Below are 19,727 nucleotides of genomic sequence, written 5' to 3'. Positions count from 1 at the left end.
GTTTTAAGAATTATAAATAAAAAGCAGTTAGCAAAAGCTAACTGCAATGAGAAAGTTACATCCATGAATTTAAGGAGTATAACCATTTCATGGGTTAAATATAGTATGAATAAAGAAACTAATTTTATGTAAAAAAATTAAAAAAGAGCAGTTATTTATAATGACCGCTCTTTACTGGTAAGAAGTACAACCTGGGTAAGAAGCAGATTATACTACGGATATTATTTGTAGAGTATCGAGTTTTATTCACAAAGGTAGGATGAGTCAACATCTATATACAGGTTGCAATTTTTCAAAGAACAAGATTTTGATTTTTTATTACATTTTAGTTCTTGAATGTGAAAAGTATACAAAATATTTCTTTGTTTAATACATCTTTCGGTCCACATATTTTCCATAATCAGGTACAGCAATTTTATCAAATTCTTGAACGAGTGTTTTGAGGTTTGTTGATAGCACTTCACCTGACATCGGTAGCCCATGTCCAGTAACAGCGACCAGAGGCTTTAATTCTTCTAATTTAATGACGGATTCTTTAGCAGCTGTCCAGTCTGTTGTTAAATAACGAGGCGGACCGCTTATTTCCTGTTCCTGAGTAATTACCTTATATAGATATTCCTGTTTCACTGTAACAAAAGCATCGCCAGCAATTAAAATTCGGTCTTTTTCGCGGAATAACGAAATATGCCCAGGGGTATGACCTGGTGTATGAATCCATTTAAACCCTGGCATATGTGGAACAGTTCCATCAGCAGGTAGCGTTTTTACGTTATTCCCTAAATCGATTGGTTCGTTAGGGAACAGAGGGGATATTTTCGCTATCATACCACCTTCAACTGTAGGATCTGGTTCAGGGTAGCTTTGTTGCCCAGTCAGGAACGGTATCTCCATTTGATGAGCATAGACTGGAACATCCCAATGTTTGACGAGTTCAATTATTCCTCCAACATGATCAAAATGTCCATGAGTTAAAATAATTGCTTTTGGGCGGCTATTTGCACCAAAGCGATCTTCAGCGACAGAGATAATTTCATCTGCAGATTTAGGCATTCCAGCATCTACTAAAACAAAATCATTTGCTTGCGGACTTCCGAATAAGCAGATGTTGACGATTTGAGTAGTGTAACAAAATAAATCAGGTAATACCTCGATGCCATGACCACTTCCAATTGAAGTTGCCGGAATAAACTTGTAATCACTTCCATAATTCATTTCATTATCCACTTGTTATCCCCCTAAAGTTATTTTAATACCACATTATAGTTCCCTAATTTTGAAAATCCATTTGTGGGGATTTGGTAAAAGGGATTTAGTATTACAAAAGCCAATTATTTTGGTTTTAGAATAAGAGGAGAGACTTTAACAAATATATATCACCTTATATAAAGTAAAACTAAAAGTTTATTGATTTTAAAGTCGCAGTTGCTACTATTTTTTTGAGGAAAGCCATAATCAATTCCACTAAAATAAAAAATAACGGCATTTTTATAACGGAAGGAAAAATTTTGGCATGCGCCGAGGCTAATTATGAAAAAATTAAGGCTGGAATGAAATAACTCATCGAATGCTTTAGAACAAAGTAATGTATGTTATACGATTAAGAGTATGGGCTTCAAGAAATAAAAAGAAAAGATCTCATTGACAATGATAATGAAAATCATTATCATTTGTTTGAGAGATAATTTATTTGTATAAAGGGAGATATTGCTTTGAAAAAAAATAATATGAGAGTGTTAGTAGTAGCTACAACATTAGCGATTCCTTTTGCTGTTTATTCTAGCCCAGTGCAAGCAGCGGAAAAAATAGCAGAAAATAAAGCAGGAGTTATGGTAACAGATCGTGTATATAATGTTGAAATCAAAATATATAAAGATCAAAAAGATGAGCCATCCATGGTGTCTCAATACATAAAAGATCCCAAAGTTAAGATTGAAAATGGGAAAAAAGTTGTTACTGCAACAGTACAAGATAGCGATTATTTCCAATATCTTAGAATAGAAGATAAAAATCAACCAGGTGTATTTCACGATGTGAAAGTATTGTCAGAAGATAAGCGGAAAAATGGGACGAAAGTGATTCAGTTTGAAATAGGAGAATTTTCAAAGAGATATAATATGCAAATGCATATTCTCATTCCTGCTATTGGATATGATCATAAATATCAAGTTCAATTTGAAATTTCAGATCCGACAGCAAATAACAAAGAAACTGAGAAACCAGATGATAATTCTAATGCAGGTGATAAGGAAACAGATCATCAAATTGATAGTCAAAATATGATAACGGACAAAAAATTAAGGGAACTTGTTAATAAAAAAGTATTTAATAGAAAAGATTTACATACACCAATTACGAAAGAAGAGTTATTACAAGTAAAAAACTTATTTTTAAATACGAATGAGATTCTCGACTATAGTGGATTGAAATATATGCCTAATTTAAAGTCCTTAACAGTTGCTAATGCAAAGATAACAGATCCGTCGTTCTTTGCGAACTTAAAACAATTGAACCATTTAGCTTTGCGCGGTAATGAAATTGTAGATGTAACACCGCTTATTAAAATGGATAATTTAGAATCTCTTGATTTAAGTAATAATAAAATTAAGAACGTTGCACCACTAACTGAAATGAAGAATGTGAAAAGTTTATATGTAGCAGGCAATCAAATTGAAGATGTAACAGCATTAGCAAAAATGGGACAACTAGATTACTTGAATTTAGCAAATAATAAAATTAAGAACGTTGCTCCATTAAGCTCGTTAAAAAATGTAACATACTTAACTTTAGCGGGTAATCAAGTTGAAGATATTACACCGTTATATGCATTACCTTTAAAAGATTTAGTATTAACGCGTAATAAGGTTAAAGATGTATCGGGCATTGACCAATTGAATCAATTAGATGAATTATGGATTGGGAAAAATCAAATTGAAGACGTGACACCACTTACTAAAATGACTCATCTTAAAGTATTAGATGTACCTAATAATGAGTTAAAGGATATTACTCCATTATCAAATTTAGTAAACTTGCAAAAACTTGATTTAGAGGCAAATTATATTTCTGATTTATCACCAATTAGTCAGTTGAAAAAACTAACGTTTTTAAGCCTTGTAGCGAATGAAATTCGTGACGTTAGACCTGTTATCGAATTAAGTAAGCAAGCATACATTAATATTCAAAATCAAAAAGTCTTTTTAGAGGACGTAGAAGTACATAAAGAAGTGAAAGTACCTATTTATGAAAAAGACGGTGAAATCTCTACAAAAATCCGTTTAAAAAGTGATGGCGGCACTTACAATAATGGTGTAATTACATGGAATACGTTAGGTGAGAAAGCATATGAGTTTGGAGTAAAAGATCCATTTGCTGATACAGGCATCTTTTACACTGGTACAGTAATACAAAAGGTTGTGGATAAAGTATCAGGAGAAGTGACAGAACCAAAAGGAGAAGTGACAGAACCAAAAGGAGAAGTGACAGAACCAAAAGGAGAAGTGACAGATCGAAAAAGTGAAGTGACAGATCCAAAAGGAGAAGGAATAGATCGAGTGAATTCGCAAATTACTAAAAATAACGCATTGAATAAACAAATTGTTAAGAAGGAACAGATATTACCTGCTACAGGACATGATACGAATTGGTTATCCGTTTTTGGTGGGGGATTAATGTTGATAGGAGCTTATTTATATAGAAGGTTAAAGAGAGTTAACTAAAATAAAAACCTTTTTGCTAACTAATGAATTGAAAAATCGAAGTAAACTGTGCGACACAGTTATTTGAAGGGATTAGCCTAAATATAGGATTCTTTCTTTGAGCAAAATTAGATGTGTTATCCTGAATTTTTAATAATGGTAACAAAAATAAGAACAGCCATTCAACGAAGAAGGCTGTTCTTATTTTTATTTCAATAGATATTTTTACATTATCAATCTGTCTGGATTGTCTTTTTTCTTTTAGTAACTTTATATTTTAATAAGAAGCTTCTTAAATCAATAATAGTAAGTCAGCTTAGGTGAATCCATTTTTATTTTCTATATCTCTTCCTAACTTAATTATATCATGTAATTAACGTTCGAAATAGACTGTTTATTCTTATTTACTACTGCTAAAATCAAGAACACATGACTAGTAAGGAGAGATGTTAAATGAGTTCTTTCGTTCTCGATTTTCAGGAAATAGAAAAAACGCAGCTTTTTCTCGTTGGTGGAAAAGGATTGAATTTAGGGGAGTTATCAAACATTCAAGGTATACAAGTGCCAGAAGGATTTTGTGTTACAACAGTAGGGTATGAAAAGGCCATCGAACAAACTGAAGTGTTTCATAATTTGTTGAATCAACTAGCCGTACTAAAAATTGAGGACCGAGATCAAATTAGTGAAATTAGTAAGAAAATTAGAGAAGCCATTATGGCAGTGGAAATTCCAGTTGATGTAGTGGAATCAGTAGCTCATTATCTCTCGCGTTTTGGAAATGAACATGCATATGCAGTGCGTTCTAGTGCTACTGCTGAAGATTTACCGTATGCCTCGTTTGCTGGTCAGCAAGATACGTATTTAAATATCATCGGAAAAGAAGCGGTTTTGCAGCATGTAAGAAAGTGTTGGGCTTCTTTATTTACAGATCGAGCGGTTATATACCGAATGCAAAACGGCTTTGATCATAATCAAGTTTCTATATGTGTTGTCGTTCAAAAAATGGTTTTCCCTGTGGCTTCAGGGATTTTATTTACTGCGGATCCGATTACTTCTAATAGGAAGGTGTTATCAATCGATGCCAGCTTTGGACTTGGCGAGGCGCTAGTATCTGGATTGGTTTCTGCCGATAATTATAAGGTAAAAGAAGACGAAATCGTCGAAAAGGTCATCGCAACGAAAAAATTAGCCATCTATGGACGAAAAGAAGGCGGAACAGAGACAAAGAAAATTGCTCCTAATCAGCAAAAAGTTCAAACACTTATTGAACAACAAATTTTACAACTAGCACGCATCGGAAGACAGATTGAGGCTTATTTTGGTTGTCCGCAAGATATTGAATGGTGTTTAGTTGATGATACATTTTATATTGTTCAAAGTAGGCCGATAACGACTTTGTATCCAATTCCAGAAGCGAATGATCAGGAAAATCATGTGTATGTATCGGTCGGTCACCAGCAAATGATGACGGATCCTTTGAAGCCATTAGGAATGTCTTTATTCCAGTTAACATCCTTTGGACCGAGGTTTCAAGCTGGGGGAAGGCTGTTTGTTGATGTTGCACAAAGATTGGCCTCACCTGCTAGTAGAGAATTTTTATTAAATACAATAGGAGAATCAGAGCCGCTTATTAAAGATGCATTAATGACTGTAATAGAGCGAGATAATTTTATTAAATTGTTACCGGATGAAGAAGAAAAAAGTCTTGGTAAAAGTATGCCACCTGCAAGCTCGCAACCACAAATCGAAAACGACCCAGCAATCGTTACGGATTTAATCAAGAACAGTCAAGCATCGATAGAAGAGTTAAAACAAAGTATTCAAACGAAATCAGGATCAGATGTACTTGATTTTATTTTAGAAGATATTCAGCAATTAAAGAAAATATTATTTCACCCGCAAAGTATGGCTGTCATTATGGCAGGTATGAATGCTTTATCATGGATCAATGAAAAGATGGAGCAATGGCTAGGAGAAAAAAATGCAGCAGACACACTTTCTCAATCTGTACAAAATAATATTACTTCAGAAATGGGTTTAGCATTATTGGATGTCGCAGATGTGATTCGTCCGTATCCAGAAGTCATTGCGTATTTACAGCATATAGAAGATGACAGCTTTTTAGATGAACTAGTTCAGTTTAAAGACGGGGAAAAAGTTCGAGATGCAATCGGGGCGTTTCTAAATAAATACGGAATGAGATGCAGCGGCGAAATCGATATTACGAAAACGCGCTGGAGTGAAAAACCAACTACAATTATCCCGATGATTTTAAATAATATAAGAGATTTTGAAGCTGGTGCTAGTAAGCGGAAGTTTGAAGAAGGGCTGCAGGAGGCTTTAAAAAGAGAAGAAGAGTTATTAGACAAATTGCAGTATTTAGCAGATGGCAAACAAAAAGTAGAAGAGACGAAGCGAATGATCAGTATAATTCGGAATTTCGCTGGCTATCGTGAATACCCAAAATACGGAATGATTAATCGCTATTTCATATATAAGCAGGCATTACTAAAAGAAGCCGAGCAACTCGTGCGAAATAACGTTATTACTGAAATAGAAGATATATACTATCTTACTTTTGAAGAACTTCACGAAGTCGTCCGCACGAATAAACTGGATTATAAGGTTATTCATAAACGAAAAAATGAGTACAAATTATATGAAAAACTAACGCCTCCGCGTGTTATTACTTCTGATGGTGAAATTATTATAGGTAAATATAAACGAGAAAATCTCCCTATCGAAGCAATAGTAGGTTTGCCTGTTTCTTCTGGAGTGGTAGAAGGGAGAGCTCGTGTTATTTTAAACATGGAAGATGCAAGTTTAGAAGATGGAGATATATTAGTTACGGCATTTACTGATCCTGGCTGGACGCCATTGTTTGTGTCTATAAAAGGGTTAGTTACGGAAGTTGGCGGACTCATGACACACGGGGCAGTGATTGCGCGTGAATATGGATTACCAGCAGTCGTCGGGGTAGAGAATGCTACGAAACGAATAAAAGACGGGCAACGAATTCGGGTACATGGAACAGAAGGGTATATTGAGATAGTGTAGTTATATTTTAAATAAAAAAATCGTCCACTAAATATAGCGGACGATTTTTTTATGATTTTAAGCTTGCTGCTATCACCCATCTGAAACTGAAAATTAAAATAAAAATGAGCATATGAATTGGATTTCTTTGAATGCCCCTGTCGTAGAAGGAGACATACATGCTACGATACTCATTCACATGCAAGAAGCAACCATGAACATTGATGAATTAGAATGTACATCAATCTAAAACAAAGAATATTTTCAAAAATATTACAAATTCAGACAACATATTGTAAATTGTCTGAATTTTCATTATTATATAATCGTTATAACGTATTTAATATTGGGGAGGAATAGGGATGAAGAAAAAGCCTTTTAAAGTGCTGTCTACGCTTGCGGCGGCAGCAGTGCTTAGTTGCACATTTGGGGTAGGTAGTCAATCTGTTTATGCGGCAACGCCGTCTAATGTAGGATCTTTAAGTCCAATTGATGAAAATTTAATTCAAGAGGAACGTCTAGCAGATGCGCTCAAGAAACGCGGTGTAATTAATAATTCTGCGTCGAAAGAAGACACATTAAAAGCTGTTGAAAAATACGTAGAGAAGAAAAAAGGCGAAAATGCTGGGAAAGAACCAGCAACAGGGGATAGTGTCTCGAGAGAAGCGTTTGACTTTTTGAAAAAAGTGAAAGATGCAAAAGCAGATGCGAAAGAAAAAGCTGATCAACCTGCTAGTGGCCCGGTAGTTGGACAAGAGCCGGTTAAAGGGGGATTAAACGGCAAAGTACCAACTACTTCAGCGAAGCAAAAACAATATAATGGTGATGTCCGTAAAGATAAAGTGCTTGTATTGTTGGTGGAGTTTGCTGACTTTAAGCATAACAATATTGATCAAGTACCAGGTTATATGTATTCAAATGATTTTAATCCAGAACATTATCAAAAAATGTTATTTGGTAATGAGCCATTTACACTCTTTGATGGTTCAAAAGTACCAACATTTAAACAATATTATGAAGAGCAATCTGGTGGTAGTTATACAGTAGATGGCACAGTAACAAAGTGGTTGACAGTTCCTGGTAATGCGGCAGATTATGGCGCAGATGCAGGAGATGGCGGCCATGATAATAAAGGACCAAAAGGACCTCGTGATTTTGTAAAAGAAGCATTAAATGCGGCTGTAGAAAGTGGTATTGATTTATCTGAATTTGACGAATACGATCAATATGACAATAATGGTGATGGCAATAAAAATGAACCAGATGGTCTGATTGATCACTTAATGGTCATTCACGCTGGAGTTGGGCAAGATGGAGGCGGTGGTAGACTAGGTGATGATGCAATTTGGTCGCATCGTTGGCACCTTGGAACACCATATCCAATTGAAGGAACAAAAGCAAAAGTTGATAACTGGGGCGGTAAAATGGCAGCGTACGATTACACAATTGAGCCAGAAGACGGAGCAGTTGGTGTATTCGCACATGAATTTGGTCATGATTTAGGCCTTCCGGATGAGTATGATACGAAGTATTCAGGAGCAGGGGAGCCAATTAACTCTTGGTCTGTTATGAGCGGCGGCAGCTGGGCTGGTAAAATTGCAGGTACAACGCCACCGAGTTTCTCTCCGCAAAACAAAGAGTTCTTTCAAAAGAACATGGGTGGAAACTGGGCAAATATTGTAGAGGTAGACTATGATAAATTAAATCGTGGTATCGGTTTTGCAACGTACTTAGACCAAAGTGTAACGAAATCAGCTCGTCCGGGTCTAATTCGCGTTAACTTACCAGATAAAGAAGTGAAAGGCATTCAGCCTGCATTCGGTAAGAAATATTACTATAGTACAAAAGGCGATAATCTTCATACAACATTAGAAACACCAGTGTTTGATTTAACAAATGCAACACTGGCGAAGTTTGATTACAAGTCATTGTATGAAATTGAAACAGATTATGACTTCCTTGAAGTATATGCAGTAACAGAGGATAATAAGAAAACGTTAGTCGATCGAATTGGCGAAAAGAATGTGAAAAATGGTCTAGATACAACGGATGGTAAATGGGTAGATAAGTCATATGACTTAAGCAAATTTAAAGGTCAAAAAGTAAAACTAGTATTTGAATACATTACAGATGGTGGCTTAGCACCGAACGGTTTTACTTTTGATAACGCTACATTAACTGTAGATGGAAATGTTGTCTTCTCTGATGATGCAGAAGGCGAATCGAAATTAAAATTAAATGGTTTCGTTGTAGCAAACGGTTTTGATAAGAAGAAACATAACTACTATTTAGAGTGGAGAAACTACGCTGGTGCTGACCAAGCATTAAAATATAGCAGCGGTGTACCGTATAATACAGGTCTTGTTGTATGGTATGCAGACTCTAGCTTTACAGATAATTGGGTTGGTATTCATCCAGGCGAAGGTTTCTTAGGGGTTGTTGACTCTCACCCAGAGGCAATTGTTGGAACGCTAAACGGCAAACCAACTGTTCAAGGTAGTACACGATACCAAATCGCAGATGCTGCATTCTCCTTTAACCAGACGCCAGCATGGAAAGTTGTATCTCCAACACGCGGAACATATGATTACAAAGGATTACCAGGTGTAACGAAGTTTGATGATTCTAAATTGTATATAAATGATTTAATCCCAGATGCAGGACGTAAATTACCGAAGTTTGGATTGAAATTTGAAGTAGTTGGACAAGCAGATGATAATTCTGCAGGTGCAGTTCGTTTATATCGTTAATAATGGAGAAGCTGTTGAAGGGGATTCCTTTCAACAGCTTTTTTCATAGAAACATAAATTTCATTAAGCAATTAGTTGATGTCCAGATTGATTAAAATATATTTCTATGCAGGTTGGCTTACTTCTTTAAACCAGCCGCATAAAACGGGCCGTGAACTGCGATAGTTGATAAAATACGAGCAATTTCCTTAGGTGTTTCTTTTTGGCCATTATTTAGCCATTGCTGAATGACACCTATATGAGCAGATGCCATATAAGAAGTTAGGTATTCGCTTGGAACAAGCAAACTCTCTTTATCAATAAGAGCCCCATTCGTATCTTCAAATAGTGTTTTCCACATAAAGTCTTTCAGTTTTGTTTGGAAAGATAAATCTCCTTTTGGACTTAACACAGCTTTCATAAAATCACTATTTTCATTTAGAAATTCAAGAATAGAAGCGATAAGTACAAATGGCGTCGTTGGGGAAGGGTTTGAGCCAAGATCGGCAATCACTTCAGGGAATTTTTGTTTGGCAATGCTAGAAAACTCATGCATAATTTCTTCTTGGCATTTCGTCATTAAATCAAATTTATCTTGATAGTGCGCATAAAATGTACCGCGATTTATGTTTGCTTTCGTTGTAATATCTTTTACTGTAATGGCGTCAAAACCTTTTTCTTCAATAAGCTCCACTAGTGCATTTCGTATGGCCGTTTTCGTACGAATAACACGTAAATCTAAATTACTATCACGCAAAGCATGTCCCTCCTTAATTTTACTCAACACATTTAGAAAAAGTGTCTTATAACCGACACATTCACGATTTTTGATTATTGAATAAGATTTAGCTCAAACATATAATTCAAAATATAAATAAACAACACGTTGTTCATTTATTGTAACGAAAATTAAAGGAGGAGAAAAGAAAATGTTTAAAAACAAACTTTTATTGTTAGCACCAGTTATTGTACTACTTGTTGTTTTTATTTTTTCATTAACATTATTCCCAACTGTTCAACCAAAGCCAAAAAACTTGCCAATTGCAATTGTAAATGAGGATCAAGGTGTAGAAGTTCCAAATCAACCGAAAATGAATATGGGGCAAACAATTGTTGATACGGTGAAAAAAACAGCGAAATCAGATGAAGAACCTGCGGTGAAGTGGGTAGAAGTGAAAAATAAGGAAGCAGTTCAAAAAGGTTTAAATAATCAAGAGTATTATGCAGCATTCGTCATTCCGAAAGAATTTAGTATGAAACAGGCTTCATTACGAACACCGCAGCCATCTTCACCAGAAGTAGAAATATTAATTAATCAAGGAATGAATACAGGTGCATCAACTATGGCAGGGCAAATATTAAATGGTGTAGTGGATAATATAAACAACAATGTCCGTACACAAATATTAGATGGATTGAAAGCAAGGGGAGCTACTTTAACAACAGATCAAGCTTCGAAATTAGTAACACCTATTGTAAAGAACGTGAAAAATGTGAATGAGGTCGGAAAAAATAGTGCGAACGGTAACTCACCAATGGCATTATTCCAGCCGTTATGGATTGCAAGTTTAGCTAGTGCAGCGATTATCTTTATTGCGATTAGTAAAATGCCGGTACGTACAAGAAAAGAAAACTTTGGATTAAAACTAAAACAAATAGTAGCTGGAGCAGTTGCGACACTTGTAATTGGATTTGGCCTTACGTGGATTGCAGATGGGATGGTAGGGTTAAATATTTCGAATTTCACGGATACAGCGTTGTTCTTATCCATCACATCTTTTAGCTTCTTCTTAATGATATCGGCGGTACTTTCATTAGTTGGGCTAAAAGGTATCGGTTTATTCGCACTCTTACTATTCTTCGGGGCACCGTTATTATCATTAGCGCCTGAAATGTTGTCGCCATTTTATCAAGATTGGGTTTATTCTTGGTTACCAATGAAATTTATGATCGAAGGACTAAGGGAGATCTTCTTCTTCGGAAAAGGGGTAAGCTGGAATACACCTGTTACTGTGCTCGTTTGGATTGGTGTGGTAAGTATGGTTGTTATACTAGCAACTGCATTGAAGCGTAGTGCAGTAAAGGGACATAAAATGGAATTGAATGCTTAAAAGATAAAAAACGTTTCACTCGTAGTGAAGCGTTTTTTGATGAAATCATTAGGAATCGTTAAGGAAATTAAGCAGCGATAGATAGGGTTTTACAATATGTTATACGTGATTGAAGTATTCGTGTTTGCAGTAATTTTTTTGTATACATGCTCCTACTATTTCAAAGTGCATAAAATGTTATGCGAAATTATGGAGGGGATACGATGTATAATTCGAATTATCATGATTGGTATAGGCAAAATGATAAGTTGATAAGTGATATTGAAAAAGCTATAAACGGAGAATATAGCGCTATAAGCTGCTACGCAAAGTTAGCTAACATGGCTCCAAATCAAGTAGAACGAAATCAGATTCTTGAAATTCGTAATGATGAAATAAAGCATTTCCAAAACTTTGTCCAAATTTATACGAACTTAACTGGCAGGCAGCCTAAACCACAGATTACCGAAGAATGTCCAAATAGGTACTTACAAGGATTAGAATTCGCTATACAAGATGAACAGAAGACAGTAGATTTTTACTTAGAAATTTCAGATGAAACATCGGATGCACATTTGAAAGAGTTATTGCGCAGAATAGCTGCTGATGAACAAAACCATGCGGTGTGGTTTTTATATTATTTTGTGAAGACGAAGTAAATATAAAGAATGATGGCTGATGTGATGAATATATTAGAAATTATTTTAAAGCGCAGTGCAACAATTGAATGAAAAACCTAAATATAAGCAGAAAGAAACCGTTTCATAAGTAGTGGGACGGTTTTTCGCGGTGAAATACAAGTTACATAGGTATCGACAAAATATAGTAGTTGAATTTGGTATATAATGTATGAAATGAAAACGAAAATAAATAAGCTAGGAGCAAATAAATGAAAAGAGGAATTATTGTAGATATTCCAAATGAATATGATAATCTACTTTGGAAAGTGTTAAAGCCGATCGATATTACGTTATTTGATTGGCGAGTGGAAAATGAGGAATCTTATTTCAGATTACCTGATGGATTAGGATCAGAATTATTTTCAGAAGATAACAAGGTAATGAGTGGATTAGAATTGAAAAAATTAATAAAAGACAACATATATTATCTCATTTTTGCAGATTTAAAAGCGTATCCAAAAGGAGAAGTATTAGAAGAGATTGAAACATATGAAGAGTTCACAGAGAGCAAGTATGAAGTAGTCGTATTAGTAGCGGACGGTGATTATATACACATTTACGCTAAAGATCAAAAAGTGATTGAATTGATGTATGAAAACGCACTGAATCAAGGTTTTTATGTTGAATACGTTACAGACGAAAATGACGGTAGAACGCGTTTGTCAGTATAGTAGTAATTTGAAAGGGGAACGGCAATATGGAGAGAAATACAGTTAAAGGATATACAATACGAACTGCTACTGAAGAGGAGAGCGATAGCATTATTACTCTATTAAGAGAAGTAGCAGAGTGGTTACAACATAAAGAAGTAGATCAATGGCAGTATCTGTTAGGAGGAGAGGCTACAGCTGAAATATTAGAATGTATAAGAAATAAATATACGTATATTGTTATGAAAGAAGATGAAATTGTTGGTACGATTACAGCATCTCCTAAACAAAATGAATGGGATGAACATATTTTTGGTAAAGAGGAAGTTTCGGATTCAGTATATATTCATAGATTTGCGGTGAGACGGAAGTATAAGGGGAATGGAATAGGAGAATCGATTTTGCAGTGGGTAGAAGAAAATGTACAGTGTGATAAAGAGTACTTGAAGTTAGATTGTGTGGGACATAATCGTACGTTGAATGATTTTTATAAGAAAAATGATTTTGAGTATGTGGGCAGTACGGATGGGCTTAGTAAGTTTCAAAAGAAAAGGAGAAAATAAATGAATCCAATTAACGTAAGTTTAGTTGAGAAGTTAATACAGAAACAGTTTCCTGAATGGGCACATTTAGAAGTGAAACCTGTAAAGTTTAGTGGACATGATAATAGAACGTTTCACTTAGGAGATCAGATGAGTGTTAGATTACCAAGTGATGCAGCATATGCACCGCAAGTAGAGAAAGAAAACAAGTGGCTTCCTATATTAAATAAGGAACTTTCTTTACCAATTTCTGCACCAATTGCAAAAGGGCATCCGTCGGAAGAGTATCCGTGGCCATGGTCTATTAATAAGTGGATAGAGGGAGAGGCAGTTACGAAAGAAAATGTTCGTGACTTACATGAATTCGCAGCGGACTTAGGATCATTTCTACTAGAATTGCAATCCATTGATTCTAGTAACGGACCAATAGCTGGAGCGCATAACTTTTACCGAGGCGGGTTTATATCTGTATACGATGAAGAAGCGAGAGTAGCTATTGAAAACAATAAAGACGCTTTTGATGAGGCATTGTTAAAGCACCTTTGGGATTTAGCGCTCCAATCAAAATGGGAACGCACACCAGTTTGGATTCATGGAGATGTTGCGCCAGGGAATTTACTCGTTAAAGATGGAAAGCTTTGTGCCGTAATTGATTTTGGTATACTAGGAGTAGGTGATCCTTCGTGTGACGCGGCGATGGCATGGACATTTTTTGATGAAAATAGTAGAAACGTATTTAAAGAAGTGTTGAGGATGGATGAGGAAACGTGGGATAGAGCGAGAGGATGGACGCTTTGGAAGGCGTTAATTACATATGATGCGAATAGAGATAGTAATGAAAAAGTAGCTGAGGAAGCATATCGTGTAATCCAAGTGATTGTGGATGATTATAAAATGAGATGAAAATAGTAATGTGTAGCACAAGTTTTGATTGAAGTTATTTGACGTTTACTATGCAATAAAAAGGAGGGAACATAATTGAAAGTCAGGCAAGGGAAATATGAAGAGATAAAATTGCGTGATAGAATTCCAGGTATGGTTGAATATATAGATAGCACAAGACTTCCGGCTGATTTTCACTACTATATCCCTCCACACTGGCATAGAAGTATTGAAATTAGTTTGGTAATATATGGAGACGTTTCTTTGTATGTAAATGGGCAAAAAAAGAAAGTATCAGCTGGCGAGTTTATTTTTGTAAACAGTGGAGATGTGCACGAATTTGAAAAAGTTGAGAATGCAAGTTGTGCAGTAATGATGTTAATAGTTTCGTATGAATTTCTTAAAGAGCTAAATGCTGATTTTGATAAATATAGATTTACTCTACAAGCATCATTTGTGCAGAAAGAAAAGCTCCAACAAATATTTTATGAATTAAAGGAGTTAGTCACAAATTTTGATGAGTTAAGTTATATAAAAATGAATAGTTTAATTTATGAGATTGTTTATATTCTATTGCGCCACTGTAAAGATAGAAAAAAAGAAGATAATGATTTTCAATTTGGAAATAAACAAAAAGAGATAATTACATATATGTATGAATATTATGATGAAAAGCTTAAAATGAAAGATGTAGCGAAACACTTTTTTGTAAGTGAGGAACATTTTTCTCGGATGTTCAAAAAATCTTTCGGATCAAATTTCACCTCTTTTTTAACGAGATACAGGCTTCATAAAGCGTATGAAGATATTATTAGCAGTACGAATTCTATACAAGATATAGCAGTGAAACATGGATTTCCCAATGTGAAGTCATTCATTTCGCAGTTTAAAGGGAAATATGGGGATACACCATTACAGTATAGAAAAAATATCATATCAAAAAATGACAATAATTGAATCAAATATGAACAACAATAAAAATACGTTCCATGTTACATTTTGTACATGGAACGTATTTTTATTTAGTAAATGGAAAGGTATACGGTTATATAATTTTTCGGAAAACGAAAGCGTTAAAAAAGAGATGGGGGAATAGTGAATGTCTAGGAAATATAGCTTAGATTTATTAGAAAAGATTCAAGAAAAACAAGAAACCATCAATGTACAAGGCGCAGAAGTAATAGTGAAAAACATACCAGATTGCGATGAAAAGGGAGCAATGGATCCACGTCTTTATAAAGATATGAAGGTTCAAATGAATATAATGAGGTTTATGCCTAAAAATATGATGAAAATGGACGCTTCTGAAAAATCGGTAAAGAATATGAGAAAGCAGTTTAATGGTATTAAAAGCGTTCCAATCGTAACGAAAAATATAAATATTACGAATGAAACGGTTAAAGCGGAAGATGGATATGACATTCCGATAAGGATTTATAATAGTATTTCAAAACGAGAAAACGCGCCAATTTTATATTTTATTCATGGTGGCGGATTTATGGCAGGATCACCAGATGTGGTAGAAGAACTTGTGAAATTAATAGTAGAAAAAACAGATATATTAGCCTTTTCTATAGATTATCGATTAGCTCCAGAACATCCTTTTCCAACTGGACATACAGATTGTTACACTACTTTAAAATGGATTTATGAGAATGCTGAAGCATTCGGCGGTGATAAGAATAATATTTTTGTTGCGGGTGATAGTGCTGGAGGGAACTTAACACAGTATTGTACAACGAGAGATATGGAAGATGGTAGAAACTTCGTTAAAGGGCAATTACTTCTGTATCCTACACTTAACATGTGTGACTATGAAGACGAGTTTTATTCTTGGAGTATAGATAAATATGAGATTGCTCCGAAATATAAAAAAGGATTAGAAAAAATGCTTAATATGATGCATGCAATGGTCGGAGGGATGGCAGAAATACTTGGTACGGAAGACATTCATTCGAAGTATTTAAGTCCATACGTTGATGTATCTTCAGATTATCCAAGTACATTTATTACGGTAGGAGAACATGATTTTTTAATGATTGAATGTTTAGCGTATGCAGCTAAATTGACGAAACAAGGAGTGGATACTGAAACGATTCTCTATCGTGGTTTAGGGCACGCGTATGGAGATAATGTAGGTGTCTATCCTCAAAGTGAAGATTTAGCGATTGAGATGGGGAGTTTTATATTGAAGAATAGTAAGAAAGACTCGTACTTCGAGCAATGATTTTAAACTCTACTTTGTGCTTTAAGTGAGAATATCTAAAAAGTATATAAAAAGCCTAATTTGATCTAAATGTTTCAAATTAGGCTTTTTTATATGATTAAATATTCAAGATCAAAAGAAGGAATAAAACTATATTATACAGAATATTTAGATAATGGGAGGTGTCGAATTTTGAGTGAAATTGAATTAAAAAGTAATGTAATTAAGACAGGACGAGAGAGGAGTATGATTCTTCGGTTTATACTTGCTAGTCTCGTTGGGATGTTTATGTTTTTCGTACCTGTTACGATAAATGGAGCTTCTTCTATTATGATTGATCATATCGTATCGTGGATCCGTACTTCAGTTCCTGGCGTAGTACCTTATTATGCATTGTTTGTTATGGTGATTGGTGCGATTTATCCATTTTATACGAAGAAATGGAATGCATCTATCGTAGACATTTGCTTTTCTATTTTAAAAGTAGTTGGTGTTGTTTTTGGCGTATTATATTGTTTTAAAGTGGGACCAGCTTGGTTTTTTGCACCAGATGTTGGGCCGTTTTTGTATGAGAAACTAGTTATATCGGTAAGTTTACTCGTTCCAATTGGTTCGGCGTTTTTAGCGTTATTAGTCGGATATGGGTTGCTTGAATTTATCGGTACATTTTGCCGTCCGATTATGAGACCTTTATGGAATACGCCGGGACGATCGGCAATTGATGCGGTTGCCTCCTTCGTTGGAAGTTATTCACTAGCCTTATTAATTACGAACCGTGTATATAAAGAAGGAAAGTATACGACAAAAGAAGCAGCCATTATCGCTACAGGATTTTCTACAGTATCCGCAACATTTATGATCATCATCGCAAAAACATTAGACATTATGCATTTATGGAATGTTTATTTTTGGACTACACTTGTAGTAACATTCATCGTGACTGCTATCACCGTAAGAATCCCACCTCTTAGTAGAAAACCCGATACATATATTACGAAAGAAGGGTTCCCAGAGCCCGTTTATAAGGAAAAAATGTTAGAACGTGCTTGGGAAGATGCATTAGAAGTATCAAAATCTGCACCGAGCATTATGAAAAATATTGCAGTGAACTTAAAAGACGGTTTTATTATGACGATGGGAATTTTACCATCTATTATGTCAGTAGGGTTAATTGGTATCGTCTTAGCGAAGTTCACGCCAATATTTGATTGGATCAGTTATATTTTTTATCCATTTACATGGGTTTTACAATTACCAGAAGCAGACTTAGCTGCTAAAGCGGTATCAGTTGGTATTGCAGAAATGTTTTTACCATCATTATTAGTTGTAAGTGCGCCGCTCGTGACAAAGTTTGTCATTGCGGTTGTTTCGGTATCATCTATTTTGTTTTTCTCCGCTTCAATCCCTTGTATATTATCGACAGATATTCCGTTAAAAGTATCTGAACTTATTATTTTGTACGTGCAGAGAACCATATTAACGTTGCTTATTATTACACCGATTGCTTATTTGGTGCTTTAATAGGAAACCCTCGCTTTCTATGTGAGCGAGGATTTTTGTTGTTAAAATCATTATATATAAATTTTGACATTTTTATTCATATGTTATAGTAACAAAAGAAGGGGGCTTACAAATGGAAATCATTCACGAAAGAGCGAAGTTACGGTTAATGGATAGTGGTGATGTCGAAACTTTGTTTTTGATTGTAGAAGGAAATAGGCAAATTTGGGCGTATTTAATCTCTAAAATGGAAACTGTTCAAGATATGCAGCAATATGTTCAAAAAGCGATAAAGAGTTATGGAAAGGGTACACAAATCCCTTTCGCTGTAGTGGATCAACAGACGAACAAGATTGTAGGGAGTACACGTTTATATAATATTTCAGTAGAAGATAAAACAGTGGAGTTAGGGCAGACGTGGTACCATCCAAGTGTGCAACGTACGAGTATAAATACAGAATGTAAGTATATGCTTCTCCAGTATGCTTTTGAAAAACTGCATATGCTACGAGTGCAAATTAAGACGGATGTAAGAAATGAAAAAGCACAACGAGCAATTGAAAGGTTAGGCGCGGTAAAAGAAGGTGTGCTAAGAAATGAAAGAAGATTGCCGAGCGGTCATGTGAGAGATGCAGTTGTGTACAGTATTATTGCGAGTGAATGGTCAGGCGTGAAAGGAGAATTGTTAGAAAAATTAGAGTTATACAAAGAAAAGCTATAATTCGTATTTTGTAAGGTATATGATCGTAATTTGCGAATAATATACCTTTTTTTCTTACAAAACACTAACTTATTTAATTTACTTTTGTTTCATCATTCCCTTCTGAGAAAAAATTCGTTACAATGTAGTTGTATGGTAATAAACTAATGAATTAAAATTGTAATGAAAACCGCAAATGAAAAATGAATTGATAATCCTCAATTTTAAATGAAAACCCTTTTATATATAATAAGTAAAATACCTTCTTTTAAACAAACTCAAACAAAACGATTTGATATAAATGTTTTTTTATAGAAGTATGGATGATGTACGGAGGCAATTACAAATGAAAGAAAATAAGAAGAGTAAAAAAAGACGAATCTTTCAAGTGTTTTTATTAATGATTTGTTCTGCTATTTTGTATGTGAGCTATGCAGCTTACGATATTTGGAGTTATCGCTTTAAAACGGATGATGATGTGAAGACAGATGCTGGTATCGTGCTAGGAGCAGCTTCATGGAACGGAAAACCATCTCCTGTATTTAAGGAAAGAATTAATCACGCGATTTCTCTATATAAAAACGGAAACATTAAGAAAATTATTTTTACAGGTGGTACAAAGTTTGAAGCAGAGCTTGAGGAAGCTCGCACTGCTAGAGTATATGCATTGAAACAAGGTGTAAAAGAGGAGGATATTTTAATTGAAACAAAATCCCTTTTCACTGAAGAAAATTTAAAGAATGCGAAGGAAGTTGGAATAGAGAACGGAATACACTCATACACGATTGTAAGTGATCCACTTCATATGAAACGCGCAATGAGAATCGCAAAACATATTAACATTGAGGCATATGCTTCACCGACTCCAACATCAGCATATAAAACGTTAGATACAGAAATTCCATTCTTTTTTAAAGAATTATTCTCGTATATCGGATATGTAACCTCTTTGCCGCTAAAGGCATTGAAGGGGGATTAATATAAGAAAAGGACCTGTTTTTCTATAGGGATTTTTCT

General features: G+C 34.9%; 15 protein-coding genes and 1 pseudogene. 14 read left to right on the top strand and 2 right to left on the bottom strand.

All coding sequences use genetic code 11. From position 1 onward, the window contains the following. Positions 1–366: 366 nt before the first annotated feature. Positions 367–1,224 (bottom strand): MBL fold metallo-hydrolase, encoded by an 858-nt coding sequence (locus JDS98_RS03300; RefSeq protein WP_000368296.1) that lies wholly within the window; start codon positions 1,222–1,224, stop codon positions 367–369. Positions 1,225–1,724: 500 nt separating this feature from the next. On the opposite strand from JDS98_RS03300, the pseudogene JDS98_RS03295 reads away from it, so the two are divergent. From JDS98_RS03295 to JDS98_RS03285, 4 genes and pseudogenes are all read left to right on the top strand, one after another. Next, positions 1,725–3,485 (top strand): annotated as a pseudogene (locus JDS98_RS03295) (leucine-rich repeat domain-containing protein); the annotation flags it as partial. Next, the gene (locus JDS98_RS30535) at positions 3,477–3,716 is read left to right on the top strand and encodes an LPXTG cell wall anchor domain-containing protein (protein WP_472926307.1); all 240 of its coding nucleotides are present in this window, start codon (positions 3,477–3,479) and stop codon (positions 3,714–3,716) included. The pseudogene JDS98_RS03295 and the gene JDS98_RS30535, both read left to right, overlap by 9 nt. A 432-nt stretch (positions 3,717–4,148) precedes the next feature. After that, a complete protein-coding gene (gene ppsA / locus JDS98_RS03290; RefSeq protein ID WP_097959338.1) occupies positions 4,149–6,752 on the top strand; it encodes a phosphoenolpyruvate synthase in 2,604 nt (867 codons plus the stop codon). 341 nt (positions 6,753–7,093) lie between these two features. Then, a complete protein-coding gene (locus tag JDS98_RS03285; protein ID WP_199633544.1) occupies positions 7,094–9,481 on the top strand; it encodes an immune inhibitor A domain-containing protein in 2,388 nt (795 codons plus the stop codon). Positions 9,482–9,599: 118 nt separating this feature from the next. Here JDS98_RS03285 and JDS98_RS03280 read toward each other — a convergent pair whose 3' ends face one another. After that, positions 9,600–10,217: a TetR/AcrR family transcriptional regulator gene (locus JDS98_RS03280; protein ID WP_001205673.1), complete on the bottom strand. Its 618-nt coding sequence runs from the start codon at positions 10,215–10,217 to the stop codon at positions 9,600–9,602. Between the two features lie 172 nt (positions 10,218–10,389). Between JDS98_RS03280 and JDS98_RS03275 the strand changes: the two genes are divergently transcribed. The 10 genes from JDS98_RS03275 (at position 10,390) to JDS98_RS03230 (ending at position 19,689) form a co-directional block, all read left to right on the top strand. After that, positions 10,390–11,571 carry a YhgE/Pip domain-containing protein gene (locus JDS98_RS03275; RefSeq protein WP_097959339.1) on the top strand — a complete coding sequence of 394 codons (1,182 nt, stop codon included), beginning with the start codon at positions 10,390–10,392 and terminating at the stop codon, positions 11,569–11,571. 203 nt (positions 11,572–11,774) lie between these two features. Then, entirely contained in the window at positions 11,775–12,209 is a 435-nt protein-coding gene (locus JDS98_RS03270; RefSeq protein WP_016108709.1) for a ferritin-like domain-containing protein, read from the top strand. A 230-nt stretch (positions 12,210–12,439) separates the two neighbouring features. Continuing rightward, positions 12,440–12,901, top strand: a complete 462-nt coding sequence (locus JDS98_RS03265) for a DUF2691 family protein (protein WP_016108708.1) — start codon at positions 12,440–12,442, stop codon at positions 12,899–12,901. Between the two features lie 26 nt (positions 12,902–12,927). Continuing rightward, positions 12,928–13,443, top strand: coding sequence for a GNAT family N-acetyltransferase (locus JDS98_RS03260; RefSeq protein ID WP_097959340.1), 516 nt, complete (start codon positions 12,928–12,930; stop codon positions 13,441–13,443). Further along, positions 13,444–14,325 (top strand): aminoglycoside phosphotransferase family protein, encoded by an 882-nt coding sequence (locus tag JDS98_RS03255; protein ID WP_097959341.1) that lies wholly within the window; start codon positions 13,444–13,446, stop codon positions 14,323–14,325. It begins immediately after the preceding gene. Positions 14,326–14,400: 75 nt separating this feature from the next. After that, positions 14,401–15,261: an AraC family transcriptional regulator gene (locus JDS98_RS03250; RefSeq protein WP_097959342.1), complete on the top strand. Its 861-nt coding sequence runs from the start codon at positions 14,401–14,403 to the stop codon at positions 15,259–15,261. 142 nt (positions 15,262–15,403) lie between these two features. After that, the gene (locus JDS98_RS03245; protein WP_097959343.1) at positions 15,404–16,531 is read left to right on the top strand and encodes an alpha/beta hydrolase; all 1,128 of its coding nucleotides are present in this window, start codon (positions 15,404–15,406) and stop codon (positions 16,529–16,531) included. Positions 16,532–16,702: 171 nt separating this feature from the next. Continuing rightward, positions 16,703–18,031 carry a YjiH family protein gene (locus JDS98_RS03240; protein ID WP_097855333.1) on the top strand — a complete coding sequence of 443 codons (1,329 nt, stop codon included), beginning with the start codon at positions 16,703–16,705 and terminating at the stop codon, positions 18,029–18,031. Between the two features lie 112 nt (positions 18,032–18,143). Continuing rightward, positions 18,144–18,731 (top strand): GNAT family N-acetyltransferase, encoded by a 588-nt coding sequence (locus JDS98_RS03235; protein WP_097959344.1) that lies wholly within the window; start codon positions 18,144–18,146, stop codon positions 18,729–18,731. 325 nt (positions 18,732–19,056) lie between these two features. Next, positions 19,057–19,689 carry a YdcF family protein gene (locus JDS98_RS03230; protein ID WP_000662220.1) on the top strand — a complete coding sequence of 211 codons (633 nt, stop codon included), beginning with the start codon at positions 19,057–19,059 and terminating at the stop codon, positions 19,687–19,689. The last annotated feature ends 38 nt before the right edge of the window (positions 19,690–19,727 follow it).

The sequence above is a fragment of the Bacillus cereus group sp. N11 genome, assembly GCF_016483605.1.
Lineage (GTDB): Bacteria > Bacillota > Bacilli > Bacillales > Bacillaceae_G > Bacillus_A > Bacillus_A toyonensis.
This window is presented reverse-complemented; position numbering and strand designations above follow the sequence as displayed.

Coding starts and splice junctions, on each gene's coding strand:
- JDS98_RS03275 (WP_097959339.1), top strand. CDS start 10,390: ATGTTTAAAAACAAACTTTTATTGTTAGCACCAGTTATTGTACTACTT.
- ppsA (WP_097959338.1), top strand. CDS start 4,149: ATGAGTTCTTTCGTTCTCGATTTTCAGGAAATAGAAAAAACGCAGCTT.
- JDS98_RS03230 (WP_000662220.1), top strand. CDS start 19,057: ATGAAAGAAAATAAGAAGAGTAAAAAAAGACGAATCTTTCAAGTGTTT.
- JDS98_RS03245 (WP_097959343.1), top strand. CDS start 15,404: ATGTCTAGGAAATATAGCTTAGATTTATTAGAAAAGATTCAAGAAAAA.
- JDS98_RS03235 (WP_097959344.1), top strand. CDS start 18,144: ATGGAAATCATTCACGAAAGAGCGAAGTTACGGTTAATGGATAGTGGT.
- JDS98_RS03255 (WP_097959341.1), top strand. CDS start 13,444: ATGAATCCAATTAACGTAAGTTTAGTTGAGAAGTTAATACAGAAACAG.
- JDS98_RS03285 (WP_199633544.1), top strand. CDS start 7,094: ATGAAGAAAAAGCCTTTTAAAGTGCTGTCTACGCTTGCGGCGGCAGCA.
- JDS98_RS03260 (WP_097959340.1), top strand. CDS start 12,928: ATGGAGAGAAATACAGTTAAAGGATATACAATACGAACTGCTACTGAA.
- JDS98_RS03270 (WP_016108709.1), top strand. CDS start 11,775: ATGTATAATTCGAATTATCATGATTGGTATAGGCAAAATGATAAGTTG.
- JDS98_RS03265 (WP_016108708.1), top strand. CDS start 12,440: ATGAAAAGAGGAATTATTGTAGATATTCCAAATGAATATGATAATCTA.